Source organism: uncultured Psychrobacter sp., from assembly GCF_947488565.1.
Classification (GTDB): Bacteria; Pseudomonadota; Gammaproteobacteria; order Pseudomonadales; family Moraxellaceae; genus Psychrobacter; species Psychrobacter saeujeotis.
In genome coordinates this window covers 372,500-399,309 of sequence record NZ_CANKZC010000004.1, presented here as the reverse complement: position 1 = coordinate 399,309, position 26,810 = coordinate 372,500, and the positions used below count along the sequence as shown (strand labels likewise).

Genomic DNA, 26,810 nt, shown 5'->3' with positions numbered 1-26,810 from the left:
ATTAAAGAGTCAAGGATGACCACAATGGTAGATGTGCGGTAGGATGTTATAGCAATGACAGATAATAGTAGCAACGCTCTAATAAGTTTAGGCCAGTACGGACAAACTTTAGATGCTTATAAAGAGACGCTGAATCAGAGTATTTCAGCCATCGTACCTGAGTCTTGGCAGCCGATGTTGGCGAGCATTTTACCTGCACACTGGCAAGAATGGCTATTGCCGCTGGCAGGTGGACCGTTTTTCCTATTGTTTTTGACAGAATGGTTTTATCAATCTAAGCGTGGGCGTGGTTCTGCCTTTGGTTGGCGTCGCGCCATGACCAATTTTAGCTTAGGCGGCTCTTATTTAGGTTTTGAGCTGATTATTCAAGCACTTGTCGTGCTGCCTATTTGCTTGTGGTTGTATCAATATCGCTTGTTTACGATTGAAGTCACATGGCTCACGGCCATTCCTATTTTTATTGCGGTCGAGTTCTGCTATTACTGGTTTCATCGTAGCTCCCATCGAGTCAACTGGTTTTGGTCGGCGCATGTGGTGCATCACTCCGACGATCAAATGAACTTATCAACGGCTATGCGCCAAAGCTTACTTTACTCAGTTACAGGCTGGTGGTTATTCTTTGTCCCGCTGATGCTGCTTGGCGTCCATCCGGTGTGGGTTTTCTTCTTCTACGCGCTTGATCTGATGTATCAGTTCTTTATTCACACTGAAACGGTCGGTAAATTCCCTAAATGGATTGAATATATTTTTGACACTCCCTCCAATCACCGTGCGCATCATGGTACCAATGGTAAGTATATCGATCAAAATTATGGCGGCGTTATCATTCTTTTTGATCGTTGGTTTGGCACCTATGTAGAAGAAGATACGATTAATAACCCAGTGAAATACGGTGCGGTAGGTGTGACCAGTCACGATAATATTATCGGCTTAATATTTGGCGTTTTTTATCGTATGTGGCAACGCTTCTTCCGTACCAAAGGGCTAAAGAACAAGTTTAAAGTATTGTTTCGTCCACCTAGTGCCGTTTAAAACTGACTGATTAGCAATAACATCGCGTATATAGACCCTATAAGGGCGTTTGGTTACAATGACCTATAGAGAAGGCTTTATCTGCATAAAACAGAGTGATTTTTATACAGTATTTGCCAAATCGACAGTCACGAGGAGGCTGAACATGAAAAATACTAAAAAAGTAACGCTAGAAGATTATCGAGGAATGATAAAAGATGGTGATATATCGGTACACCTCACTCGAGATCAAAAAGCAATGATCTTAAAAACGTATGATTACGGATTAAACGAGCTAACTGAGATTGATGAGATGTTACTAAGTGCCGTTATCCGACAATTAAAAGCCGCAATCGACCAATAATATTTAATATAAGACCCTATCATGAATAATAACAATAATAATTCTGACAGTCGGCCGAAGAGCCTTTTTGCGGATAAGGCTTATGATGCGTCTAAGTCGTCTACCAAACCTACTGAGGGTACGCTACCTATTGATATCAGTAAAGAACAGAGTGCGGGTAATACTGATCAATCTACTACCGATAGTCGTCTAACCGATTCATCGGTTTTATTAACGTCACTAATGGACGCGACTAAAACCACAATTGCCAGTGACGAGCCATTAAAATTGGCAGTTGTTGGTCATACCAATACAGGTAAGACCTCAATACTGCGCACCTTGCTACGTGACGTCTATTTTGGTGAAGTCAAAAACGAGGCGGCGACTACTCGTCATGTGGAACGTGCGCAATTAACGGATAACCAAACGGGTGAAGTGCTGGTCACCTTATACGATACGCCGGGATTGGAGGATGCGTCTGGTCTGATGGATTGGCTCGAGGACAATACTGCCAGTCGCCGTGATGGTATTGAGCGTTTGCAGCAATTTTTGGCAACAGATATTGCACAAGGTGGTGATGCTTTAGGTAGCAGTGAGGATTATAGCCAAGAAGCGAAAGTTATTCGCCAGCTGCTGGCAAGTGATATGGCCATTTATGTGGTCGATGCGCGTGAGCCTGTGCTCGGTAAGTATAAAGATGAATTAACCATTTTGTCGTGGGCAGCCATTCCGGTTATGCCAGTATTCAACTTTACTGATAGCCAAGACGCCAATATTGATGAATGGCAAACCATGCTGGCGCGGCGTAATTTGCATATCTCCACCCGTTTTGACTCTGTCGCTTTTGAATTTGCCGACGAGATGCGACTTTGGCAGAATTTAGCCACCATGCTTACTCATGCTGAAATGCTTGAGCAATTAATGGAGCGCCGGACTGAAAACTGGGCACGTCTGTACGACGAGGCCAATATTATCATTGCAGATTTTTTGTTAAATGTCGCCGCATTCGTTCAAGAAATCAATGAAGATGATGACCCGATGCCTGTATTGCAGCAGATGCAAGAAGCCGTGCGCCAAAGCGAGCGTAGCATGCAGCATAAGTTGTTAAATCTTTATAAGTTTTATGATAATGCTGTGGCAGCGACTCCGCTTGAGTTGCAAGCTTATCAGCAAGATCCATTTGATCCTGAATTGCTCAAAAGTTATGGTATTCGTACGACTTCTGGCGCGGCGGCTGGCGCGTTATTGGGATTGGGTATTGATGCAGCTGCATTGGGTACGACTTTAGGATTGGGTGCCGCGATAGGTGGTATCGCAGGTGGGCTGTTATCCAATACAGGTAGTATCGCGGACAAGTTATCCGGTGTGAAGCGTTTATATATTGACCCCGCTACCCTAACCCTCCTTGCTACCCGCGCTATGGACTTGTTGGTCGCCGTACGTCATCGCGGTCACGCCGCCACTGACGCGACGCAGCTGTTGTATGCAAAAGAGCAGATAACGACTGATGACGATAATGAACTTGCCGACGATGAAAGCAATCCGATTACCCCTTGGCCGACCCACAAACTGCCAAGTGAGCTAAAAAAAGCCCGTGGCAAACCGCAATGGTCGTCGCTCAGTAGTGGTAAGTCTGAGCAGGCACAAAGTTTGCGTATTGATGCAGCATGGTCACTTTCAAGTAAATTGCAGGCGCGCAGTGCTGATAACTTGCAAATGGACTAGGTCAATAGCGCACTTAATGCTTCACTACCACGCACATCTGTCTGCTGCAAATAAATGGGATAAATTGGATAGTCTGTAAAATTACTTTCTATCTCTCTCATCAATCCTTGCTGTCTATCCGCACGTGTGCGCCAAAACTCATCGGTTTGCGTAGGCGTTATCAGCTGATTAACTACGATTGCCGCTGGCGTGAGTTTGGTTTCTTCTAACTGCTGGGTGGCACGCTTCGTTTCAGCTAATGGCAATACATCAGCAGTCATTACCAATACAATGGCTGTTTGCTTACGATCATGTAGTAGCAACCCCGCTTTACGAAACAGCTGCTTGCGTTTTTCTAGTACAGATACTGCCTGCTCCCATCGATCTGGTTTTTGCTTAGCAAAGGGATTGGCGACGTTGTTTTTACCATCGTCTTTATAACTGTTGTTATCTAAATCCAAACTCGTCGCGGCCGTACGCAACTTAGCTTGCCGCCGCTGCTGGGCTAATAATCCATCCGTCCACGCGCCCATCATCTCTGGCAATACTAATAAGCGCAAGGTATGCCCCGTTGGAGCGGTATCAAAGATTATATGCTCGTACCTTTTATCAGAGTCGGCATCTGCTGCCGCTACCAAATGCTGACACATCGACTCGAGCATGGCCGCCTCTTGTGCGCCCGGTGCAGATTTTGACAGACGTAGATGCTCACGAATCTTGGGCATCATGTCAGGATTGGCATAACCTTTGATAGTACGCTCAACCTGTGCAAAGTGATTATCAACGATAATATCCGGATTGAGCTCGAGTGCATCAAGGTAAGGGGTAATTGCTGTTGTCTCATTGCTAAGCGTTACATTTAATACATCGCCCAAGCTATGCGCTGGATCAGTTGAGATAATGAGGGTCTTTTTTTGCTGAGTCGCATAATGGCTGGCAAGTGCGGCGGCTGTCGTTGTTTTACCAACGCCGCCTTTACCACCGACAAATATAATCGGCTGAGTTGCTAACTGTGTGGCTAGCGTATCTAATGGTTGTAGAGCCATAATGTCTTCTCATTTTGATGGTTTTTTCTTATAGTTTTTATAACTTAATTAGGCATTCAACTAGCAACAGCCGACATGATCAAAGGGGCATTTTTCCATACCCATACGTGTGTGCCATTCATGAAAATTTTCCAAAAATAGTGGTTGTAGCTCAAGTGTATAAAAGCTGGCTGGGTTATCAATGCCGAGGCTCTCCGCAAACATCATTAGCATAAATAAATCTTCTTCATCGCGTGCGGCGCGTGCCATTGTTTGCCGATACGGTGCATGGTAGAACTCGTTAAGTCCTGCTAGGAATCTTTGCCATAAAGGCTGGTCGTTTTTTGTGTCGTCCATAGTTCTAACTTAATTTTAACAACTTATTTATTAAATAATATCATTAACTGGTGGGTTACACTGTGCTAACTATATCCTATAAAACAATATTCCAAAGCATAAAAACGCCAGCAATTGCTAGCGTTTTGTTCTGCTCAAATATTCCAGGTTTAATTAAGTCTCCTTTTTACCTTTATGCTGCGACCATTCACGGCGTAACACAGACAGACTCTCAAAAGTAACCAAAATCGTTGCAATCATAATGATGATATCCATAATAATGAGTAACCAATTACCATCTGTGTAAAAGGTTTTTAGCTGGATCATCAATGCAAACACGGTCATGATTAACAAAAATGACAAGGGCACTAAGGTATACCAAACCGTCTTGCCTTTACGTAATAAGATAACGGTTACGATCATCAGTGTTAATGCCGCCATTAGTTGGTTAGTAGTACCAAATAGTGGCCAAATAATCATACCGCCCGCCCCATCAATACCACCTGCACCAAATGCTAATAACAAACACGACCCGACTGCTAGCAAAGTAGCAACGACGCTTTTACTCAGAATTGGCAGGTTGTAAAACTCCCCAAACTCTTGGAAGATGTAGCGCTGAAGTCGGACACCTGTATCCATTGTCGTACCAGCAAACAAAGCGGCCATCACCGTAAGCATTGTTTGTGACAAGACCAAATCAATACCGACGCCTGCGTTGAGAATCGCAGCACCGCCATCAATAAATGCGCCAACCGAGCCATCACCGAACTTTTGATAAACTGCTTGCCAATCACCAAGGGTCGCAAAACCTGCGGTGGCAGCAAGAATGGCGCCTAATGCCAACATCCCTTCGCCAAGTGCACCAAAGTAACCAACAAAGCGTACATCTTCTTCTTTGTCGATTTGCTTAGAGGTCGTACCTGTTGCGACCAAGCCATGGAAACCTGAAATAGCGCCACAAGCAATCGTCACGAATAATAATGGCAACATAGATGGCGTGCCTATTGGTAAATCGGTGTTGATTGCTGGCGCGACAATATTAGGTGTTGAGATAAAGATGGCAGCGTATAATAGAATCAAACCGACGAATAGCTGCAACCCATTAATATAATCACGGGGCTGCAATAGCATCCATACTGGTAATAATGAGGCAATGGCGGCATAGGTGAACAGAATGATAATCCAAACGGCATTGTCTGGCAGTCCAAAGACAGTCTCAGGTAATACGACTGGGAACATAGGGCCAAGATAAATCAGTCCATATAAGGCCGTTACCCCAATAATAGAAACCCAACCCAAGCTCATCTGATAGCGATAAATACATTGGCCAATAATGAAAGCGACAACCAATGCTCCCCATACTGGCAAGACAGCTGATGGCGTTTTGATAAGCATATTAGCAATGGCCACACCAAAGACAGCGTTGACCATTAATAATAGTAAAAATATAACGACCATCATCAGACTGCGTACGCGTGTGCCCATGACCGTACCAGCGATAGAGCCGATAGACTGACCGCGATTACGCATACTCGCCCAAATAGCTGACATATCATGAACACCAGCCATAAATATCGTCCCAAATACCACCCAAAGCACCGCTGGTACCCAGCCCCAAATGACTGCGATAGCCGGACCGATAATTGGTGCAGCACCTGCTACAGAGGTGAAATGATGTCCCCATAATACATATTTATTGGTAGGCACATAATCTATCCCATCTTTCATTGTATGGGCTGGCGTGGGACGACTATTATCTAACGCCAAAATCTTGGTGGCAATAAATTTTGAATAAAAAAGATAGCCGCAAAGCATCGCAGCAATTCCGAATAATAATACAATAGCACTATTCATTTTATCTCTCCCTAGATAAGATAATGAGGATCAAATTGCATATCCCCCTACCTTTTTTGATCTTATGATTATTAGTCTTTGCTTAAGTCTGTCCGACCTAAAGTGTAACGATTAGTATATTTGTTACACAGTAGTATAAACGTAGTCTTAATACAGTTTAGGCAGTGATAGTTGTTAAAATGCAGGTTCGATATTTCCATACCTATACGCTACCTGCACAAATTATTGCGACAGTAAATGCATACAAGCGTTATAGCGTCATTTTATTGGCTTAAGATGTCCTCATACAGATATTTGACCATACTGACGCTGGATATGATAAAACACTCAAGAGGAATAAAATGACATACTATTTTGGATTTGTACCATCAGATAAATTAAATAACATGATTAATGAGGCTGAGCGTATCATCATATCAGGCGAAAAAATAGCTTATTATCCCTATCGCAATGATCTCACGCAGCAAATTGCTCGCGAACTAAACGACAACTTATTGGTTAGCTTGATAGATGTCATTCCAAACCCAGACCGCCAAGCAGCCATGCGTAAAATTGTGAATACCATTGAACGCGCAACAGAGACACTACTCAATGTTTTGCTTGGTAAAGATGAAAACGAAGACGTTTTACCAAGTTTCAACTTTTTAAAAGATCAAACGATGTTTATAGATAATGAAGGTATTCGCCGTGTGGGTTTTGAATTACCAAAAGCATCTGCCGATATTATCATAGAGGGATTTGATGCAATTACCCCCGCCAATGTCGATAAAGATAGGTTTAAAATTGCCCTTGAAACCATGAATGAAGAAGCGCTTACGCATTTTATTACTCGATTTACTGAGACACTCAAGCTTGGCATGATTAAACGTAAATCTATACCAGTCGCCAAAGCAGGTATCGATAAAGGTATGGGTATGGCTCTAAATAAGCTATTGCCGCAGCTGCCTGATGCTGGACTAAATCGCTTAGCCCGTTTTTACCGTCCTTTTTTGATAGAAATGAATGATCAACCAAATAATAAATAGGACAAATAAAAAATTGTATTTTAAATGGATAACTCGTTGGGCAAAATCACTAAAACTTGCTAAAATAAGCAGCACTTTTCATTGAAGGCGCCACTCATGACCCAAATTAGTAATCAAGAAATTGAAAAAACCCTACGCAACTCAGAGTGCCTTATTAGTAGTATCGAAGTAGCCGCTGCCTATGAGCGTCTTGCTGCACAGCTTAACCTTCATTATGCTGGCTTGAACCCGATCGTTATGGTCGTTATGAATGGCGGGCTGATTCCAGCTGGCCAGTTGCTGACTCATCTAACCTTCTATCATCGTATGCACTATATTCATGCATCACGTTATCGTAATAACGAAGGTACCAATGACCTTGATTGGAAATTCAAACCGGATGTGAGTCTTGAAGGCGAACACGTATTACTAATTGACGATATTTTTGACGAAGGTATTACTTTAAAAGCTATCGTAGAAGAGCTAGGGAAAGAAAAACCACTGTCTATTGAGTCTTGTGTATTACTTAACAAAGAACATGATCGCAAAGTTGCAGAGTTCGAGGTTGATTTTGTTGGTATTAATGTTGCCGACCGTTATGTTTATGGCTGTGGTATGGACTTTCATGGTTACTTGCGTCATCTGCCTGGCATTTACGCTATTAAAGAAGACAAATTATAATCTCAAACTTTACATATTCCATATAAAAAGCATCCAAATCGGATGCTTTTTTATTGATAACATTTTTTGAAATTAAATAGATAAATATTATTAGCTGCTATCACCTACTCTATCGACCCTTCAAACTGCAAGCTTAATCCTGTCTGGCGCACCGTTGGTGTGGCCAAAGCTTGTGTAAATGCGCTTTCTGTACTAAATATCGACACCTGCTTTTTTGCTCTCGTAACCGCTGTATAGATTAACTCCTGGCTAAGCAGCCGCGCATTATGATCGTCAAAGCTAATAGCAACATGCTCAAATTCAGAACCTTGCGATTTATGAATTGTCATCGCATAGCTTGTCGCAATCATATCATCACCAAGCATATTTACTGAGATACCTTGTGTTTTGTTCTCAAAAAAGACTTGTAATCTCCCGCCATCAGTTTGTAGACAAATACCAATATCGCCATTGAACAAACCGAGTTCATAATTATTTTGCAATACCATTATAGGTCGACCGTGATACCAAGGAGATTTGGACAAAGGTAGTTTTAATTGATTGCGATGCTGCTCGCTTAAATAGCGATTAATAGAATGATCCCCACAGCGTCCATGATGTCCAGCAGTAAGCACTCTAAATTGATTAAGTAATGAGATTAGTTCATCAAAAATCGCAATATACTCTGCCGTTGGCATGGATTTGGCTATTTTTATCCCTGTCAAAATCTTATCGGTTTGATTTATATATAATTTATAATTCTTAAGTATCTTTGAATAAAGATTATAATTGCTTAGGCTATTTTTTACTATATTATCTTTATCATTTATATCATTTTCCCTTTGCGTTAAGGGTGTATGAGTCAAATGATAAAAGTCTAAAGTCTCATCCTCACGCATTAGCTGCCAAACGGCTGTCATACTTAGCTCTATATCACTAGCATCTTGATTGATTAGCTTTGCAAGCTTACCGATACCAGACTCCTTTGTGAAGCGGCGACTAACCTCTAAACGCTGATGTACATCTTGTAATGCTGGTATGCGGCATAAGTCCGCCAGTACTGCCCCAGCATCCACCGCTGCTAGCTGGTTAGCATCTCCCAATAAAATTAACCGCGCTTTTGGTTTGACTGCACTGACCAAATAGTTGGCTAACTCTACGCCAAGCATAGAAGCTTCATCTACGATGATAATATCTTCGCTTAATTGATTGTCTTTATGATAGCGAGGCTGCCCGCCCTGTCCAATGCCTAACAACCTATGAATGGTCTTAGCCTCTGGCAGCTGCATGGCTACACTTGCATGTTGTAACGCGTCTTGCAAGGACTCCTGCATACGCTGTGCCGCTTTACCCGTTGGGGCAGCTAATGCAAGGTTTACGCTAGTAGATACCTCCCCTACTTTGTCTTCTATTTCGCCCTCTGACTGTGCTTGATGGAGCGCCATTACTAGCTGAGCGACGGTAAACGTCTTTCCGGTACCTGGCCCACCAGTAATGATACTAAACGCTGAGCGATTGGCCATATGAATGGCATCTTGTTGCTCGGTGTTCAAAAGTGGATTTGATGCAATCGGTAAAGTATCAACGGTCTGATTCTTAATACGAATAATGTGGCGTGCGAGTGTATACTCTGCCTGCCATGTACGATGTAGCCATAGAGTCAGTACTAGTTTTTGCTTATTAATTTGATTAACAGACTGTGTACTCTCTTCTACCTGGAAAATAATTGGACCATCGTTTTGACCAATATCTTTCCAGTTGTAGTTATTTTTGCTGTTTTGAATTAATGGATGTTCTTTTAAATTTTGTACGAATTTGCTTAGGCTATTTATTGATGATACTTTTGTTTCAGTCGCTGTCATTGTTTTTAAATACTGATAAAGTTCAGTCGCTGCCCTATAGCGTTGCTGTAGAATTTGCTGCTCGTATTGCGATAGTGCCGACTGTAATAGCGCAGCATTCCATAATGCGTGCTCATTATTCATAAGTGAATCAATATCAACTACCTGACCCAAGATGCTTTCAGCTTGACTCAATAGTGGCTGTAATAATGGTTGTATCAACTGTTGCTGCCATTGAAAGAGCTTGGCATAGCTCTCAGATTCTAACTCCGGACTTGTCTGACGATCTTCGTCTGTGAGCATGGCTACGGTATGACCCTCTTCTAAGCGCTGTATAAGCAGCTCAAAAATGGCCTCAAACAACCAACCTTGTGTGGCAGGGCTTATATCAGTTGAAACAGGCTGCAATTGAGCTTGATAGGCTGCCTGCGTCTGCTCTCTTCGTTGCAATAAATACTGGCTGACAGTGGTTGCCCAACTACTACTGATATCGATAGCGCCTTGATTTTGACCACTACTTGCTACTCGTTGCGTAATACTTGTAGATTTACCTACTGACTCAGTTGTTGATTTACTCATTATTCATCCATTTTTATCATCGTACTATAGTTTATGCTAAAAAAATTGACGCACTCTATCCCATGTGCTGCTGGTATTAAACTGTACCTATTTTAAAGGGTGTTAACTATATGCTTTAGGAGTACCAAACATCTCATCAAGCGCCTGTACTAGCGTAAAAGGTATTTGCCATTGAATGCGACCATAGTTGTTAACTTTATTATTATCAACAGCATCGCTCTGGCTATCTTTGGAGTCGATACCGCGTAAGAAGAGATACTCTACCGCGCCTAAATATTGTTCTTCATTGCCTTCATAGTCATGTAAGCGTAACCGTAAAAAACGATGTAACGCGACTTGGTAGATGGCTGCTTGTAGCCAATAACCCGCCTTGTTCATTGCCGCGCTTAAGTTTTCGTCATTATAATCACTTAGGCTATTTCCTAAATAATTACTTTTATAGTCCACCACATAAAACTTGCCTGCATGCTCATATACTAAATCAATCTCACCGCGCAAATAGCGATAGATATGATCAGAGTGCTGCGCTGTTAGCTGTATGTGCTTATCAGGATCGTCAGGTAGGTGCTGCTTAAAAACCTCGTTGATACGTTCGGGGGTAAAGTCATCAGCCAATCCCATATTGAAGCTCAGCTCAGCAATACGTTGTTTGGACGAGATGGCTTGTAATGGCTTCCCTGAAGCTAACAGCGGCGCCGCTAGTACGTCTGAAATCCATATCACTAGCTCATCATGAGCAACGGCTAATTGACTGTCGTCCCCTACAGATACCACACTGCCCTCTGCACCTTTTTTATCACTTACGCTTGAGGGTATGTCTTGTAGCAGACGCTGTTGATTCGCAGCACTGGTGTAACTAACTGGTAGCTGATATTGGCGAATACCTTGGTCAATAATCGCCGACCATTTACTGTGGTTATTAAAATCTATCTTTTCAAAAACTTCGTGCAAGAATGTACCTGCATTAGCACCTCTTACAAAACGGAAGCGAACATTATCTGCCGTCATTAAAGCAGAGTTATTCTCACTACTCTCGTCACCTTCTGCGTTAGTTGAATTTCTAGATGTAGAGGCGGCTGACAAATTCATACTATCTGATAAATCCACACCATCCGTTAAGTCTAAGTCATCCTCTATACCATCATCAAACACAGCTAAAGCTTTACCTTGCTCACTCAGTTGCCGAGATAAGGCAGTAAAGCTGGTTTTTGCCCAACCCTTAAAGTAGTTGACTCGAATCTGTGCGTAGGCATCTTGGTAATCAATACGCGACATCGTATTAGAGGCATCTTGCACTTTATTGTTATCAGTCTTTGCAGCTTTCTCATTAGCTTTAACTATAGTCTCAGCATTGTTTGCAACGGTACTATATTCTAGCCAGCCAATATGATCGTATAAACGCTCTGGCAGTGTGAACTTGTGATCTTCACAGCTTAGCCATTTAAGGCTTGGTTTACGTTCAGCACCCGTTTTATTGTAGCTATCTGCTAATACCATATACAGCTGCTCACTGGCGCGAGTAAAAGCCACATAGGCTAAGCGTCTAAGCTCTTCGTAATTCTCAGTCGTTTCAAACTGAGCATAGTAATCCGTTAGCGTCTCTCTTTTTGCCGACTTACTATTCGGCTTGCCTTTACAAGCAGATAGACGACGCTCGGTCTTATTATTATGGATGTTGTTGACGTCATTATTATTATCGTTATCACTACTGCTATCAGCACTCTTGTGATCGAATAAAAATAAATTATGTTTACTGCTATCACCGGCTTTTTTGCTAGTCCCATCCATACCAATGACATATACCACTGGAAACTCGAGCCCTTTAGACTTATGAATGGTCATCAACTGGACACCTGACTCAGTCGGCAAGGGCTGCTGTTTTGCCCATTCAGGTGTTCGTTTACTATTCATGTTTTTCTTATACCATGCCAGCATCTCATGCTCACCAATATGCATCCCGTACTGAGCTAAGATATCCATTAGATGGCGCAAATCCATCAGATAGCGTGCCCCATCTTCTAAGTCTGCAAGACCTACCCAAATGCTCTGGCGTTCTGTTGGACGCTCTGTATGGCTCTCTGTCTTGTAGGCCATTGGGTTATGACCAAACAAATAATGCAGTGCAGACAAGATGCCATTATGCTGCCACTGACTAGCCGCTATTTTTATATAATTTTGGAAGTCTTGATAACGCTGCTTAAGTGCAGCTTGTTCACCAACTGTATCTGATATTCCAATAGCTTGCTCTAAGCTATCGTCATCCACACTTTGCATCAGTGCTTGCACATCATTAAGACTTAATTGGTAGAAATGGCTGGTCAACACTCGATTGATAATGTCACGGCGATGCGGGCGTAGCATGGCTTCTAGTAACGCTGCTAGATCAGCGGCTATAGGCGTGTCAAAGACGTTGTTCTCCGCCGTCTCTAATGTCGGCACGCCAAGCTTAGCGAGCATATCTTCGACTTGCTTTAGATCTTTTTTGGTACGGCCCAATACACCGATATCACTTGGTTTTAATGGTCTTCCCTCTATGGTCTGCTGACTACCGAGAAGTGCGGCAATATGTAAGGCAGTCAGCTCACAAGCATTGTGCTTAGCTTCTTTATCATAAGGCAGATGGATGACACTAACTGGGCTATTTAATGCAATGGAAGCGGTTTCAGAAGATAGGCTTGTATGTTGTTCAGCGGTTGATTGCTGCCAAGACACGAGAGACTCGGTCTTAACCGCCGTGATATGCTGGTAGTAAATACCCTTACCTAATTGGGCTAACTCATCGACAACGCCTGAACCTATAGACTCATCCATATTGCTAGCAGGTTTTGAGCGTCCAAACCAGTGATTCAGTGCCGTGATTAAGCGCTCATTGGAACGTCGATTCACATTTAAGCTCATGATATGCTTATCATCGAACCGTGCTTTCATGGCGTTATAGTTGGCCACATCACCACCACGAAAACCATAAATCGCCTGCTTAGGATCGCCCACCAATAACAGAAATCCGCGACTTCTGTCTTGAACACGAGGGTCTTTATTATCAGTCGTTTTAGACAAATAAATGCGCTCAATCATACGCGCCTGCTCGCCATTGATGTCTTGCGACTCATCAATCAATGCAATGGGATAATGATGACGAATGTAACGTGCCAGCCGCTGCCCTTGTTTGCCAGCTAAGGCTTGATTTAGCCGTACCATCTGTAGAGCAAAAGTCGTCTCACGCCGTTCCTCTAAGATCGAAGGTAGCTTTTGCCTGACCTTTAACGCGATATCACGATTTAGGTTCTCAATGAGTCCATCAAGATACAACTCAATCTGGTGGGTGTAATCATGTAGCGTTTTTAGCGCCTGAATGCTGTCTAGATTGATAAAGGTTTGGCGCGCAAGCTCTTTGCCTTTATTAAAACCTTTACCGCCATCGTCCTTACTGAGAAACGCATAAGGCAGGGCATCATAAAACTTTTGGGTTTCCTCATCTAAATGCGTAAAGAACGCTGTGCCATTTTGTTGAATGGCAGTCTGTATATTACCTATATGATCTACTTTAGTAGCAAGACTTGCATTCCAAGTCATCCCTTGCGCTTTACGATAGTCTTTATCAAAGTACGGCTTTACATCTGTTAAATCACAATTTTTGAAATTCTCTAATGCATGCTGGTAGGCGATAAAATCTATTGGCTCGCTCAAATCAACAGGCTCAATAGGTGTGGAGATAAACTGCAGTGACTTTTGTGCTACGTTTAGATGATCGGCGGGCGTGGTCAGACGATTGGTATGCTGTAGTAATTGATATATCTCAGGCTGCTGATAGTACATATAACTATGATGCGCACGTACGGCATCATGAATAATACTCTCTATCACCGTCTGCTCATCATCGCTGATTTGCATACCCTGCTGATGTCCCGTCTCCGCGCTATACTCAGACAGCCATTTTTGCGACAGGCTGTCTAGTGTACCAACAAACAGTTTATCTAACGTCGTCAGTACCAATGCACAGCGCCTGATAGCATCAGCTAATGGATAATCTTCCGTATGATCCAAAAGGTATTCGATCAGATAGCTGTTGATAGGATCTGTCACGAGATCAGCGGTTCCTGCCAGCTTGGCTTGCTGCTCTAACCATTGTAAGCGTGCTTGCTTCTGCTCAAGACTTACTTTACTCGTATTTTTATCTTTTTTGGCGTTATCAGTGGATTTTGAGTCAGCTTTGTTGTTGCTTTCTTTATTACTGATGTCATTAAATTGCGGGTATAAAATTGGATGAGTATGGGTATCAGCTTGCAGCTTATTAAGCCATTGCAGTACTTGATAAAAATCAACCAAGCGCGCATGGATACGCTCACGCATCTCAGCCGCCGCTGCCCGAGTAAAGGTAGTAGCGATGATATGTTCAGGAGCACGTTTGGCTTCAATCAGTAAGCGTAGGACAATGCCCGTCAGCGTCCATGTCTTACCTGTACCTGCTGAAGCTTCTATCAAGTACTTCCCAGTTAACGGTACTCGAACTGCAGGCGGCTGCTCAGACTTTTCGGCCACCTTATCAACATCATTAACGCTATCGGCTGCCGTACTGACAAAAGTATCCGTTTCATGACTCATACTATTAAGATCGCTATTAAGAATGCTGCTATCGTTATCATACTGATCCATAAAAAATCACTTGTTCAATGCTTTAAAATAATGCTACAAAAACACAAATTAGTACTGTAAAAGGTCTATATTTGAGAAGATTGTTAAGAAGGTTATAAAACCAATAAAACAGGCTCTATAGCGGTTCCAACGCGTTATCCATCATCCCAAATAATGGCTGAGCTAAAAACGGTAAAGCATCGGTGAGCGCACTAAAGGCATCTTGGTTTTGTAATATATACTGCCAAAGCTCGTGCTGGGCACAGGTATCATAGATGATATCGCTGTTAAAGCCTGCCCATAACCAGCTGTCAAAGTCACTACGCTTCGGCTGGTAGCTTGTATCACTCTTTTCAGCATCTCTCACCTTATCCAAATAAGTCATCGCGTGTACAGGCAGCACGGTCATCGGTGTACTGCTGGCAATTTGTGCAAACCTAACCCATTTGAGCAGCTCTGCTAAAGCCGTGTCATAATCTATCGGCGCAAGCGCAAAGGTCGCTTTACCTTTAAAATTTTTATATTCATCACTACCTTTACTAAAGCGCCAGATACTTTTGCCATCACTGTCAGCGACTTGGGCCTCAGTAGTACGTCGCGATACTTGCCAATAAACATGGGACAGCCAAAAGCGTAATAAATGCTGGGTACGAGCGCTATTAGGTAAGATATTTAGCCAGAGCTTAGGTGAAATCGATTCATTTGGTGTATTAATCTCTAGCGGTACAACACCTTTGATTTGCAATTGACCTTGTGCATTCATAGCAGATGCTTGCACACTGACCATTTTTTCTGCGCATGGCGTCAACAAGGTTAGGCACTGCTCATTATTCACATCAGTATCATTATAAACATCAATACCCAACACTGTTAGCTGCTCGGCAAAGTCTTGGCACTGTTGGGTAATCTTTAGCTGTTGATACTGTAAGGTCGATTGACGGGCGACGCCAGCGGGCATGACTCGGTCATATAGCAAACCATTTAAACGATTCGTCGCCTGCTGAAGCTCTTCTGCATTATCACTATTAGTATAGGAGCTTGCGTACAAGTCGGTTAATAGCTGCGCATTCACTGCATAAGCACCTAGGCCTGATAACGCTAACGGCTCCTGATGTATGGTATCTTCTGTTGGCAACACAACATGCACTTGCTGCTCTTTTAAGAAGTGCTTTGCCGGATGACGTACATGATAGTACAAGTATTGCATATCGACCTGCTGAACATCAAAGAGGAACGTATTGTGCTCAGCGGTTAGCTCAATAGGTTGAGTGATAGCGGCGGCAATCGCAGCGTATTCAGCCTTATTAGGTAGCAAGACTTTAATGGCATGATGCGGTGTGTCCGTATCAATTTGCGCTTGCAGACGCTCAAACACCGCTTGCCAGACTTTTGCAGGCGCATTGGTGCTTTTTTGATAAAGCTTTTCGCTTTGCATCGCGCGCATTAATGACTGAATAAGCTCGCGACTGTTATCCTGCTCGTTATCTTTTTCAATATCATTTTCATGGCTAGAATTGGTAGATAAAGAGTTGGGCTGTACGAATACTTCATCTGCAAAGGGTAGCGCTGGATGTCTCGTGACAAGCCATTTTTCGATAAGCTCAGGTAGATAGCGCTGCAGTTGAGTCGTTAAATCAGCCTGCGCCTCTTTTTGAGCATCTTTTAGAGGATCCCACTGCCATTGCACTTCACCGCGCAAAAACTGCAATAGCTCACTGACTGGGTTGGCAGGCAAATGCTCATGGGTATCGGTTAAACGTTGACCATTATAAAAAATCCAGCACGCATTGCGCGCGCATAGTACAGCGTCTAAGAATGCCCCATTGTCATCATCTTCGCTAAATCTATCACCGCGCTTGGCCAGTCCTGCTTTCATCAAATCATAGCGGTTATCACGGTCGCGATTTGGAAATTCAGACAAATCCATATTGAGCATCACCACCAGTCCGAACGGTACATTACGCAGCGCACCGAAACGCCCAAAAGTAATCACCCCTGTCGGCTCGGCACTGACTTGCTGGCTTTCTAGCTCGTCCTCAATACTGCTAAGCATGAAGCTAAGCTTTAATGGCAAGGTGCTCACTCTCGATAACTGTGCTTCCACTTGAGCGGCATTTAGCTTGTCAGTGCCAGTAGAAGCATTACCAGCAGTTGTCTCGATATCTAATTGATCATCTATTTGAGCATGATAACGCTGATAATGACGGTTGGCCCTTAAGCTACTTTTAAAACCGTTCATAGCATTGAAAATAGCACGCATAGGGCGGGTTTGATCGAGCGCACCAAAGTATGGATGGATGATATGGTTTTCTATACGGTCTAACCAGTCCTCGGCTTTATAGCTTGCTTGATAGTCATGTCGGCACATATTGAGCCCAGCATGGACACGGCACAAGGCTTCAACGATAGGCGCATCATTTAAACTAATAGCAGAAATAGGCACGGTTTTTTCCGCCAAGGTATTGTTTTGCCAATTGTCCGGATACAGACAATCACTGATACTCGCCTCTGGCATCACCAAGCCTAAGGCGATTTGATCCAAAGCGTAAGCAAAGCTAAAGCGGTAGTCATAGTCTGCGGCATCTAATGTCTGCTGCAAATGCGCTTCATCAAAACCGCGTACAAAGCCCGCCTGCTCTAATAAATCACAGCCACGGCTCATCTGCTCATGGGTTAAGCCAAGACTCTCATATAGTGGCGGCAGCATTAACCAATCCATGACTACCGCCGCTTCAAAACGTGCCGTGTCACTACCAAGCAAACTATAAAAGCCGCTAATCGCTTCCCACAGTTGGCGAATTGATTTATCAACCACCCCCGTGACCTTGGCTGGTAGCGTCAAGCCATCTTGCCCCCTACCTTGTACAAATACCGACGTAATCAAATCATGATGACGCTCCACATCTGGTAATAGCACGACAATATCAGATAAGTGACGTGTACTACCATCACCATTGGCTTCATTGAGCCAACGACCAATCATTCCGCGTAGGACTTCAAGTTGACGTTGGAGGTTATGGCAAGAATGGATACTTAGGCTATTATCATATTGTGAGATACTCCACTGACGCGGTTGTTCATGATATTTATTTTTTAGCGTATCATCGCTGTACCATTGCTTTTTTTGCTGATCTGAATTACTAGATTCTTTACTTAGGCTATTTTCACTACTATTAACGTTAGGGCTGTTAATCTCGGCATAATCTTCTGGCTCTTCTAAATTAAGTGCCATTTGTGTTCCAAGCGCAGCACTGAGCCGCCCTGCTGTAACTTGCTGAGTTGAGCTTTCATCAAGCATCAACACATCTTGCTGCAAGTGCGCAAGCAGACTCATCGGCCGCTCATCACTACGACTGACTGAAGAAGCCTGCTCCTCATCTTCTATATCAAACTTATCTTGCCAGTCCAATACAAAACCATCTTTATTCTCATTACCAGACAGCCCTGCCAACATCGCAAAGGTCTCACGGGATTGTTTGCCAAGACGTGATAACAAGGTATGCCCGTAATCTCGCAAAAACACACTTTCAGGATTAATTACCTGTTGGCGCTGTAGCCACTGCTTATCGACGATATCTGCCCAAAAAAGCTGCGATGGATTGTAATGCAGCAAAGTAATATCAAGATACTTTGACAAGCGCTGTAAAAAATCTAGCTCGTTTTGCGGCAGTTGCTGAATCGTAAAAATGTGCAACTGCGTTGGTAATATAGACTTAATATCGACGCCCGTCTCACTGCTATCTTTGGTCATAACCTCCCAAAATCGGCGCTCAATAGAAGAGCGATGCTCATATACAGAGGCAAATAATAACCGCCATAAATGCCGCTGCGCCGCCTCTAGCTCCACATAATGCGCAACCAACCATTCAGGTGTCATGCCTGCGTATTTATCAAACTCCAACGTCAGCTTATCCTTTTCAGCAACCAACGTCTCCACGTCTAGCGCTTTATCTTCAGACCATAAGGTCAACCACTCCTCACGGTGATTCAGATAGCGACCAAATACTCGCGAAAAATCAGTCGCCAATGACCATAACCGCACATCTTGCTGACTACGATCCGCTTCATCATCTATTAGCGCTGAGAGTAATGGATATAGCGGATGCTCATCTGCCATAATCTGTGCTTGATAATAGGTAAAGTAACCAAACAGACGCCACTGCATCACCGATCCAGTCAGTACTGCGACCTCTGGCACGGTAATAATTTCTTGCGTGCGTTGATTATCCTCTAACCAAGTATTGTGCTCAGACAACACCTTTTGCATCAATGTCCACTGATATTGCCCCCAAAACGTCGTCGTGACTAACGTACTGATACCCGCTTGGCTCGCAATAGATTTATCCAGCCAATCACCAAGTACCATCGATGGCACAATGACAACAAACTCTTCAAAAATCGGTTGGTTCTTGGATTTATAAGCATCCAATAACTTCTCAACCAAAAGCTCGGTACGGTGGGACTGAATAATCGTAAACATAGACAATAATCTAATTGAAATAGCATAAATAATACCTATTGTACGCTACGATAATAGCGATACAATGGGAAATGGCATAAGGAATTCTGGACGATCAAGATAATTTTATAGAACATCTGCATAGATCATTCAAGATAGGGTAAGGTCATTATATCTAAACAGATGTTTTCTTGATATTATGGCTTTTAAAATATAATGCAACAACGACAATACTTATTAGACCAAAATTGGCTGTCGTGCCAATTATATATTTCTGCTAAGATGACCACGTTTGATGATTTATAATTGTGACTGATTGCTAATTAAAGCCACTCACATCTAAAGTCATAAATAAAGATAAACACGCTGTATCATAGTGTGCCATTGATACTAGAAATTTACTAGCGTCGTACTCAGTCACGTACTAGCTTGCGACATTCAGTGTCGCTCAGTTTTTATACTTTATACATTTATCATGACTTTGACCGATGTTTAAACCCTTTTAACTTCAAATACGAGATGACTGCCTCTTATGCCACTGCGTCCCATTGATGCTATTTTTGTCCATCCTGAGAAACGCCTTTATGTCGTTTATTTTCGCGGTGAGCTGTGGCAACTACCACGTATGAAAGTCGATCATGCTGCTTGGCAACGCCGGCAGACTTATGATGGTAACACAAAGTCGCTTTATCTTAGTCGCAATCAAATCGTTACCGATCCCATACTGGCACAAACATTACGCACCTTGAACTTACCGACCGCTATACGTGGAAGCACTTTACCTCGCTTTGAAGCGTGGTGGGAGGTTCATGGTTTTGAATGGTTAAAGAAGCTACTTAATAATGGCGAATCGCCGCTAGCCGCTCATCAATCAAGCGTAAAACCCCCTGTTTCGAATATTCAGTCTTTAGATAATACAAAAACAGACGTAGTAAACCCAATCGAAAAAACGGAGACCTTTGAGTCTGCCAAATCAGCTACTGAAGAGAATGCTTTTGATAATATGCTGGCGGAACTAACCAATGAGGTATTGCATCATCGACCCTAAATAGAACTCTTAACCCCATTAGAAAAAATACTAAAATAATTTGAACCATATATTGAAATATAAGATGAGCAGTAACCTATGAGAGACTATAAGCTACTATTGGCAGGACTGGTTTTATTACTGCTGGCTATTTTTATTGGCGTTTTTGCGTGGCTATGGAACAGTAATCGCAGAAGTATAGACCCACTTCCTATAATGGCAAGTACTAAGAGTGACACCTCTGCTGATGAGGACGACTCAGTTACTACTAGAACTTTATATGTACAGGCGGAAGATAAGCTACAAGTTCCGTTAGATGATGTCATTGTTCGCTTTGAATCACGCTATCCTAAGTTGCAAGTGTTAGCACGCTACGTAGAGACTGATGAATTACTAGACTTGCCAGATCTTCAAGCTTCTAATAATCCTACTACTCCTGACAATAACGCAATTAACAAAAATTCAAGATATATTGTCAATACTGATATTATTATGGCCAATGATAAAATAACTAAAGACCGCTTAGCACCTTTGCAAGCATCTCTTAAAGCGTTACAAGCTGAGCATAATAAGACTGCTGATATTATAAACAACAGCATAGATAACGATGAGCATGAAAATGCCGATACACCAAATGATAATAAAGAAGCGCGCAACCTATCCTCTTTTAGCTATGCGCTAAAAAACACCGAAACGGTAGATGGCGTGATTTTAACCGAAAACCCTGCTGCTACAAGCTTTCGCAATTTCATACTATCAAGTGTCGGACAAGACATTTTAAAACAGTATGACTATGAAAATATCGAAGGTTACAGAAATAATTTAAATGACTTATTTAACCCGACATCGCGTGCCAAACCTACAGCAGATGAAAGCTCAGTACAAGTAGCTGACGCTCTTAGCAATGGTGCATAAAGTCAAATCACTTTTATTTGTCGTTGTTGATTGCTTTTATACGAGCTTTTTTTTACAATAGCACTCCATAATGCGCCTATAGCTCAACAGGATAGAGCAGTTGCCTCCTAAGCGATCGATCCGAGTTCGAGTCTTGGTGGGCGCACCAATCGTTTATTTAAAACAATGTATTTAGACATAACCTCGCATTACCTCAAGCTCTTTAAAAATTCATCCTACCTAGTTATCAGTTTACTTGCTAATCAACACCTCTTTTGAGCCGCCCAAAGCTGTCTTGTGTCTTTGACAGACTAAGTCTTTAGGAGCTACTGGGTGACTCACAACTGTATTATGTAGATAAAGAAATAATCATGTAGATAAAGAAGCAGCCCCTCTATATTTTGACCACATAGCGACCAACTGACTGTCCCTCTAGCATCAACTGATAAGTGGCTTTAATATCTTCGAGCGCAATCTCATTAGTAATACTTGCTAGTGTCTCGACCTTCCATTCATCAGCGAGTTTATCCCAAGCCGCTTGCTTCTTATCCAGCTTGCACTCGACAGAATCGATACCTATTAAGCGTACTCCTCGTAAAATAAATGGAAATACGTTGGTATTTAATTCATGCGAAGCGGTCAGACCACAGCACGTTGCGACACCATCGTATTTTATATATTTCAAAGCATTGGCTAGAATGTCTCCCCCGACTGTATCAACTACTCCAGCATACCTCTCAGCCATCATTGGCTTTTTGGCGTCCTCATTAAAGGCTTGTCTGAGGATAACTTCTGTGGCACCAATTTGTTTTAAGTACTCTATTTGCGTCTGTTTTCCTGACACTGCAACGACGTTAAAGCCAATTTTACTCAGTATTGAGACGGCTATAGAACCGACGCCGCCTGTTGCCCCAGTGACTAACACCTCGCCATCTTCAGGCTTGACACCATTATTTATCAGCTCATTAATACTTAAAGCTGCAGTCAGTCCTGCCGTACCAAAAGTCATAATGTCTTTGTCCGTTATTCCCATCGGTACTCTTGCAACCCATGAAGCAGGAACTTTGACAAACTCTGCATGACCGCCGTCGGTGTCCATGCCCAAATCATAACCCGTCACTAGCACTTTTTCGCCGACAGTAAAGGCGTCAGAAGTGGTTTCATGTACCACGCCTGCGACATCGATACCTGTGACATGTGGGAATTTTCTGGTCACACCAGGATTACCTATAGAGCTTAAGGCATCCTTATAGTTTAAGGATGAATAAGTGGCCTTTATAACCACATCATCTTCGCCGCATTGAGGTACAAGCACCTCTTGTATGCTGCTTGAGAATGTTTTATCTTCGCTCTTTTCTACGACAAATGCTTTCATAATGTGACACCAATTAGTTAAGTGGCTACCATCATAACGCTGGCTTATTGCATAATAAACAGGGTAATATTTGATACATTATCAAATAAGAATTGAAAATATGTTGTTATCCGACCTTGAAGTTATTCTAAAAATCTCTGAACACCGCAGTATCACTGCTGCGGCAGCACATCTGGATATGCGTGTGGCCACGGCTAGCGCGGCACTGAAACGGGTGGAAAAAGCACTCGGTGCTGAGATATTTATCCGAACGACGCGGCAGTTACGGCTATCGAGCGCCGGAGAGCGCTATATACCAGAATGCGAAAAAGCTCTGTTACTGCTTGAACAAGCGAAACAAAATATAAAAGAAGATCTTAACGTTATTGATGGGGAGTTACGAATCACCCTACCTTCTGATCTAGGACGTAACGTTGTCACGCCGTGGCTTGATGAGTTATTAGACAAGCATCCAAATTTAAGCTTGAGAGTGAACTTAAGTGATAGTCAGATCGACTTTTATCGCGACTCTGTAGATATAGCGTTACGCTACGGCTCACCCAAAGATGCCGGACTTTATGGCTTTAAGATATGTGATACGCAAGGCTTACTTTGTGCGTCACCTAGGTATCTAGAAACGCATGGCACACCTCAACACCCGCATGAGCTGCCAGCGCACAATGCCCTGTTTTATCAGCTGTACGATAAGACCCACGATGTTTGGGAATTCACCAAAGACAAGCAGACGTATAAAGTAAAAATGAATGGCAACCGAGCATCTAATGATGGCGATCTGGTTAAGCATTGGTGTATTGAAGACAAAGGGCTTGCGGTAAAGTCTTGTTTGGATCTATCTAACGATATATTAGCAGGCCGACTGATTCCTATCATGACTGACTATCAAGCAAAGCAAAATGAGCTTTGGCTAATCTGCCCAAGCAGGCAGTCGATAACACCTGCAGTAAGATTGCTTAGAGATACCTTAAGAGAAAAATGTGCTGAGTTGATAGACCGTTTAGCGTTGTAATTTTTACTACTTTATAAGATCGTTCATATCTTAGACTGCTTATTTTCAGCTCCGCATAATTCCAATCCTAAAAAGCATGTCGCTAGCTTTTGATTACTCTAGCGCATGACCTCTACTGTCATACCATGACCAACAAACGTGAATGTTTCAGTTGCCTTCCCTAACGATAACTATAAAACCGCACCTGTTTTAGCAAAATATAGCTAAATTTAATGCATTCCAAAATTTATCCACATATCAAAAACAACTATAGATATTTCAGTTATATTAATATATTATTTTATATATCGTTATTTCAAATAACGACGGTATTGATTTTGATTAAGCAGATCGTTTCATTAAGCTGAACTCATAGAGTTTAGGCGTAACGATTATTTAGCTACAGCAACCATTTAAGGGTAATAATCAGTCAACTTTGGGATAACTTGAGGATAATATTATGAAACGACTTTTTAGTAATTCACCTTATCTAGCAAGCCCCAAAGATGGCTCATCTACTGCCAAGCAACACTCCAACCAAGATCCGCGCACTTTGTTAGAGCAAAAGGGTCTAAAATCGTTTAATCGACGTCAGTTTATTAGGGCAGGCTTAGCCACAGGCGCTGTCATGAGTGGCATGACGATGACGGCATGCTCTACTTTGCCCACTTATCAAGACAAGCCCAATATCGTGATCGTGGGTGCAGGTGTGGCAGGATTGGCCGTTGCCAACAGGCTCAGCCGACAGTTACCTAATGCCACCTTAACCATTTTGGATAGCCGCAAAGTTCATTATTACCAGCCAGGCTACACTCTGCTCGCTACTGGAGTTTGGGGTAGTACGGACAAGGTCACCGATGACAATGCTGACTTGATGCCTATAGATATCAATTGGGTACAAGAAAATGCCCTTGAGTTTTTACCTGATAATAATCAAGTCGTGACCGATAGTGGGAAGACTCTAGACTATGATTATCTGGTGATTGCCACTGGACTCCGGCTGGGTTATGAGCAAATTGAAGGGCTCAATTTTGATGATTTGGGAGCGAATGGTATCGGCAGCGTCTATGCCAGTCCAGAGATTGCGCTACAGACGTGGCAGCAGATGGATAACTTTCGCCAGACAGGTGGACGCGCGGTGATGACTTTGGCACATACCGATATGAAGTGTGCGGGTGCGCCACTAAAAATGACCTTTATGCTGCACGATAGACTCATGCAAGCAGGCACTCGCCGCGATAGTGATATTGAGTTTTTCAGCCCTCATAAGACCGTCTTTAGCGTGCCTATTGTCAACGACAACATATTGTCACGCTGGGCGTCTTATGATCCGCCGATAAATGTCAACTTCGAGCAGCGCTTAACAGCGATCGATAAAAGCAGTAAAACGGCTATTTTTACGGACAGAAACGGCAATCAAAGCCAGCAAGATTACGACTTTATTCATGTGGTTCCCCCTATGTTTGCAGTCGATAGCGTACTCAATAGCCCACTTGCAAATGAGATAGGCTGGCTTAATGTCGATAAATATACGCTACAACACAAGCAGTATGACAGTGTCTTTGGCGCAGGCGATATCAATGGCACCCCAAAAGGTAAGACGGCCGCCACCGTCAAGCTCTCTGCACCGATAGTGACGACGAATCTTATCGACGTGATACAAGGACGCGCGCCAAGCCAAAAGTTCAATGGCTATACATCGTGCCCACTGCTCATAAAAGAAGGTGAAGCGATGCTGGTTGAGTTTGATTATGATAATAACTTAACCCCTAGCGTGCCTTTGGTAGACCCATTACAAGAGAGCTACTTTGCTTGGTTTTTAGAGGAAATGATGCTAAAGCCTGCGTATATGGCCGTCGCTAAAGGTCGAGTTTAGCTTTTTGTAACGTCAATTTTTAAAATATAGTCGATTTACTTTATCAATTAAAACTTGAGGAGCACACGCTATGTTACTGCTTAACCAAGCGGTTATGATGTTATGGGAGGCGATACTAGAGAATGCCACCTTGGTGACCACATTATTACTCGTGTTACTTGTGGCGTGGAGCTACTGGGTCATCAAAGGTCGGCACAAAAAACTGGCGTATCGGGTCGCTGGTGTACTATCGGCTATCGTCGCTGTTATTGGTTTTTTTGTATTGCCGATACTGTTTAAGGCCAGCTTAACAGATCTAAATTACTGGGTAGATTGGGCGTTTCATATTGCGATGGTAATGGCGTTATTGGCTTATGCTTATTTGGTGCTGCTGCCGCTTATGACAGGATTGTTAGGCGCTAAGCATCACGCCTAATCCTCATTCAATATAGCAACGCCTTTAACCTTGAGGGCTTTGAGTCATTTGACGACAGTAGCCTGCTAGGTTCTCAGGTAAGTCCTTTGGACAGACACCGCACTGCAGATTGCCGGGTACCGCGTGATCAATAAATTTTGGATACGGCAGGTTCAAGTTATTCATAATATCTCGAAACGCCTCAATAGATATATCTCCGCCAAGGCGTGGATTACGCTTCTTTTCTTGTGCGATTGAGGAGACAAAGCGCTCTTTGTAATCATGGGCAGGATAAACTAAAGTCTCATCAGGCAAAGCAAACAGCTTGTTGCGCACAGAGTCATACAAGGCATCAGCATCACCGTTTTGAAAGTCCGTGCGGCCGCAACCTTCAATCAATAAAGCATCTCCTGTGAATACCCGCCCATCAAATAGATAAGCAAAATGCCCAGCGGTATGCCCTGGCGTATGTAGAGGGTCTATAGTGATGCCAGCTACTGTTAAGGGGACGCCTTCCTCCAGACCGATATCAGCACACTCTAACCGATCATAAGCTGGCGCTGCAATCTGACTGCCAACGGCGCGCTTCATCTCTAATGCAGCGGTAATATGGTCAGCATGAATATGCGTGTCCACAGTGTATGCCAGCTTTAGCCCCAGCTTGTGCAATTCGGCCAAATCTCGATCCATAGTAGCGATCACCGGGTCAATTAAAATTGCCTCCCCTGTGTCCTCATCCCCAATTAAATAGGTATAAGTACTCGAGAGAGGCTCGTACAATTGCCGAAAAATCATAACGCTTCCTTATTTG

General features: G+C 43.0%; 18 protein-coding genes, 1 tRNA gene and 1 pseudogene. 12 read left to right on the top strand and 8 right to left on the bottom strand.

Going from position 1 to position 26,810, the window contains the following annotated elements:
* The first annotated feature begins 54 nt into the window (after window positions 1-54).
* The 3 genes from Q0890_RS10905 (at window position 55) to Q0890_RS10895 (ending at window position 3,079) form a co-directional block, all read left to right on the top strand.
* Window positions 55-1,032: a sterol desaturase family protein gene (locus tag Q0890_RS10905; protein ID WP_299220692.1), complete on the top strand. Its 978-nt coding sequence runs from the start codon at window positions 55-57 to the stop codon at window positions 1,030-1,032.
* 145 nt (window positions 1,033-1,177) lie between these two features.
* On the top strand, window positions 1,178-1,375 hold the full coding sequence (locus Q0890_RS10900) for a hypothetical protein (protein WP_299220688.1): 198 nt from the start codon (window positions 1,178-1,180) through the stop codon (window positions 1,373-1,375).
* A gap of 21 nt (window positions 1,376-1,396) precedes the next feature.
* Window positions 1,397-3,079 carry a DUF3482 domain-containing protein gene (locus Q0890_RS10895; RefSeq protein ID WP_299220685.1) on the top strand — a complete coding sequence of 561 codons (1,683 nt, stop codon included), beginning with the start codon at window positions 1,397-1,399 and terminating at the stop codon, window positions 3,077-3,079.
* Here the strand turns inward: Q0890_RS10895 and Q0890_RS10890 are convergent.
* Window positions 3,076-4,104 carry an ArsA family ATPase gene (locus Q0890_RS10890; protein WP_299220683.1) on the bottom strand — a complete coding sequence of 343 codons (1,029 nt, stop codon included), beginning with the start codon at window positions 4,102-4,104 and terminating at the stop codon, window positions 3,076-3,078. The two genes, Q0890_RS10895 and Q0890_RS10890, sit on opposite strands and share 4 nt — an antisense overlap.
* A gap of 60 nt (window positions 4,105-4,164) precedes the next feature.
* The gene (locus Q0890_RS10885; protein WP_299220680.1) at window positions 4,165-4,440 is read right to left on the bottom strand and encodes a cory-CC-star protein; all 276 of its coding nucleotides are present in this window, start codon (window positions 4,438-4,440) and stop codon (window positions 4,165-4,167) included.
* Window positions 4,441-4,666: 226 nt separating this feature from the next.
* On the opposite strand from Q0890_RS10885, the gene Q0890_RS13705 reads away from it, so the two are divergent.
* The gene (locus tag Q0890_RS13705; protein WP_367276847.1) at window positions 4,667-4,726 is read left to right on the top strand and encodes a hypothetical protein; all 60 of its coding nucleotides are present in this window, start codon (window positions 4,667-4,669) and stop codon (window positions 4,724-4,726) included.
* A 35-nt stretch (window positions 4,727-4,761) separates the two neighbouring features.
* Here Q0890_RS13705 and Q0890_RS10880 read toward each other — a convergent pair.
* A pseudogene (locus Q0890_RS10880) lies at window positions 4,762-6,273 on the bottom strand (carbon starvation protein A); the annotation flags it as partial.
* 341 nt (window positions 6,274-6,614) lie between these two features.
* Between Q0890_RS10880 and Q0890_RS10875 the strand changes: the two are divergent.
* Together Q0890_RS10875 and Q0890_RS10870 are read left to right on the top strand one after the other, a co-directional pair.
* Window positions 6,615-7,298, top strand: a complete 684-nt coding sequence (locus Q0890_RS10875; RefSeq protein WP_299220674.1) for a hypothetical protein — start codon at window positions 6,615-6,617, stop codon at window positions 7,296-7,298.
* Between the two features lie 96 nt (window positions 7,299-7,394).
* Window positions 7,395-7,958: a hypoxanthine-guanine phosphoribosyltransferase gene (locus Q0890_RS10870; protein ID WP_299220671.1), complete on the top strand. Its 564-nt coding sequence runs from the start codon at window positions 7,395-7,397 to the stop codon at window positions 7,956-7,958.
* 104 nt (window positions 7,959-8,062) lie between these two features.
* Here Q0890_RS10870 and recD read toward each other — a convergent pair whose 3' ends face one another.
* The 3 genes from recD to Q0890_RS10855 all read right to left on the bottom strand — a co-directional run bounded on the left by recD (window position 8,063) and on the right by Q0890_RS10855 (window position 19,469).
* Window positions 8,063-10,357, bottom strand: a complete 2,295-nt coding sequence (gene recD, locus Q0890_RS10865; protein ID WP_299220669.1) for an exodeoxyribonuclease V subunit alpha — start codon at window positions 10,355-10,357, stop codon at window positions 8,063-8,065.
* 102 nt (window positions 10,358-10,459) lie between these two features.
* The gene (locus Q0890_RS10860; RefSeq protein WP_299220667.1) at window positions 10,460-15,010 is read right to left on the bottom strand and encodes a UvrD-helicase domain-containing protein; all 4,551 of its coding nucleotides are present in this window, start codon (window positions 15,008-15,010) and stop codon (window positions 10,460-10,462) included.
* Window positions 15,011-15,125: 115 nt separating this feature from the next.
* Window positions 15,126-19,469: an exodeoxyribonuclease V subunit gamma gene (locus tag Q0890_RS10855; RefSeq protein ID WP_299220665.1), complete on the bottom strand. Its 4,344-nt coding sequence runs from the start codon at window positions 19,467-19,469 to the stop codon at window positions 15,126-15,128.
* A gap of 511 nt (window positions 19,470-19,980) precedes the next feature.
* On the opposite strand from Q0890_RS10855, the gene Q0890_RS10850 reads away from it, so the two are divergent.
* The 3 genes from Q0890_RS10850 (at window position 19,981) to Q0890_RS10840 (ending at window position 21,538) form a co-directional block, all read left to right on the top strand.
* Window positions 19,981-20,496 (top strand): hypothetical protein, encoded by a 516-nt coding sequence (locus Q0890_RS10850; RefSeq protein WP_299220662.1) that lies wholly within the window; start codon window positions 19,981-19,983, stop codon window positions 20,494-20,496.
* A gap of 78 nt (window positions 20,497-20,574) precedes the next feature.
* Window positions 20,575-21,390 carry a hypothetical protein gene (locus tag Q0890_RS10845; protein ID WP_299220659.1) on the top strand — a complete coding sequence of 272 codons (816 nt, stop codon included), beginning with the start codon at window positions 20,575-20,577 and terminating at the stop codon, window positions 21,388-21,390.
* A gap of 72 nt (window positions 21,391-21,462) precedes the next feature.
* A tRNA-Arg gene (locus tag Q0890_RS10840) sits at window positions 21,463-21,538 on the top strand.
* Between the two features lie 225 nt (window positions 21,539-21,763).
* On the opposite strand, the gene Q0890_RS10835 is transcribed toward Q0890_RS10840, so the two are convergent.
* Window positions 21,764-22,744 (bottom strand): YhdH/YhfP family quinone oxidoreductase, encoded by a 981-nt coding sequence (locus tag Q0890_RS10835; RefSeq protein ID WP_299220657.1) that lies wholly within the window; start codon window positions 22,742-22,744, stop codon window positions 21,764-21,766.
* A 100-nt stretch (window positions 22,745-22,844) separates the two neighbouring features.
* Between Q0890_RS10835 and Q0890_RS10830 the strand changes: the two genes are divergently transcribed.
* From Q0890_RS10830 to Q0890_RS10820, 3 genes are all read left to right on the top strand, one after another.
* A complete protein-coding gene (locus Q0890_RS10830) occupies window positions 22,845-23,750 on the top strand; it encodes a LysR family transcriptional regulator (RefSeq protein ID WP_299220654.1) in 906 nt (301 codons plus the stop codon).
* Window positions 23,751-24,189: 439 nt separating this feature from the next.
* A complete protein-coding gene (locus Q0890_RS10825) occupies window positions 24,190-25,605 on the top strand; it encodes an FAD/NAD(P)-binding oxidoreductase (protein ID WP_299220651.1) in 1,416 nt (471 codons plus the stop codon).
* Between the two features lie 70 nt (window positions 25,606-25,675).
* A complete protein-coding gene (locus Q0890_RS10820; RefSeq protein ID WP_299220648.1) occupies window positions 25,676-26,020 on the top strand; it encodes a hypothetical protein in 345 nt (114 codons plus the stop codon).
* 24 nt (window positions 26,021-26,044) lie between these two features.
* On the opposite strand, the gene Q0890_RS10815 is transcribed toward Q0890_RS10820, so the two are convergent.
* Window positions 26,045-26,794 carry an MBL fold metallo-hydrolase gene (locus Q0890_RS10815; protein WP_299220645.1) on the bottom strand — a complete coding sequence of 250 codons (750 nt, stop codon included), beginning with the start codon at window positions 26,792-26,794 and terminating at the stop codon, window positions 26,045-26,047.
* Window positions 26,795-26,810 lie beyond the last annotated feature (16 nt).

Excerpts from the sequence above, each read along its gene's own strand:
- recD (WP_299220669.1), bottom strand. The coding sequence starts at position 10,357 with ATGAGTAAATCAACAACTGAGTCAGTAGGTAAATCTACAAGTATTACG.
- Q0890_RS10815 (WP_299220645.1), bottom strand. The coding sequence starts at position 26,794 with ATGATTTTTCGGCAATTGTACGAGCCTCTCTCGAGTACTTATACCTAT.
- Q0890_RS10835 (WP_299220657.1), bottom strand. The coding sequence starts at position 22,744 with ATGAAAGCATTTGTCGTAGAAAAGAGCGAAGATAAAACATTCTCAAGC.
- Q0890_RS10890 (WP_299220683.1), bottom strand. The coding sequence starts at position 4,104 with ATGGCTCTACAACCATTAGATACGCTAGCCACACAGTTAGCAACTCAG.
- Q0890_RS10820 (WP_299220648.1), top strand. The coding sequence starts at position 25,676 with ATGTTACTGCTTAACCAAGCGGTTATGATGTTATGGGAGGCGATACTA.
- Q0890_RS10875 (WP_299220674.1), top strand. The coding sequence starts at position 6,615 with ATGACATACTATTTTGGATTTGTACCATCAGATAAATTAAATAACATG.
- Q0890_RS10830 (WP_299220654.1), top strand. The coding sequence starts at position 22,845 with ATGTTGTTATCCGACCTTGAAGTTATTCTAAAAATCTCTGAACACCGC.
- Q0890_RS10855 (WP_299220665.1), bottom strand. The coding sequence starts at position 19,469 with ATGTTTACGATTATTCAGTCCCACCGTACCGAGCTTTTGGTTGAGAAG.
- Q0890_RS10845 (WP_299220659.1), top strand. The coding sequence starts at position 20,575 with ATGAGAGACTATAAGCTACTATTGGCAGGACTGGTTTTATTACTGCTG.
- Q0890_RS10900 (WP_299220688.1), top strand. The coding sequence starts at position 1,178 with ATGAAAAATACTAAAAAAGTAACGCTAGAAGATTATCGAGGAATGATA.
- Q0890_RS10885 (WP_299220680.1), bottom strand. The coding sequence starts at position 4,440 with ATGGACGACACAAAAAACGACCAGCCTTTATGGCAAAGATTCCTAGCA.
- Q0890_RS10860 (WP_299220667.1), bottom strand. The coding sequence starts at position 15,010 with ATGGATCAGTATGATAACGATAGCAGCATTCTTAATAGCGATCTTAAT.
- Q0890_RS10850 (WP_299220662.1), top strand. The coding sequence starts at position 19,981 with ATGCCACTGCGTCCCATTGATGCTATTTTTGTCCATCCTGAGAAACGC.
- Q0890_RS10870 (WP_299220671.1), top strand. The coding sequence starts at position 7,395 with ATGACCCAAATTAGTAATCAAGAAATTGAAAAAACCCTACGCAACTCA.
- Q0890_RS10905 (WP_299220692.1), top strand. The coding sequence starts at position 55 with ATGACAGATAATAGTAGCAACGCTCTAATAAGTTTAGGCCAGTACGGA.
- Q0890_RS10825 (WP_299220651.1), top strand. The coding sequence starts at position 24,190 with ATGAAACGACTTTTTAGTAATTCACCTTATCTAGCAAGCCCCAAAGAT.
- Q0890_RS10895 (WP_299220685.1), top strand. The coding sequence starts at position 1,397 with ATGAATAATAACAATAATAATTCTGACAGTCGGCCGAAGAGCCTTTTT.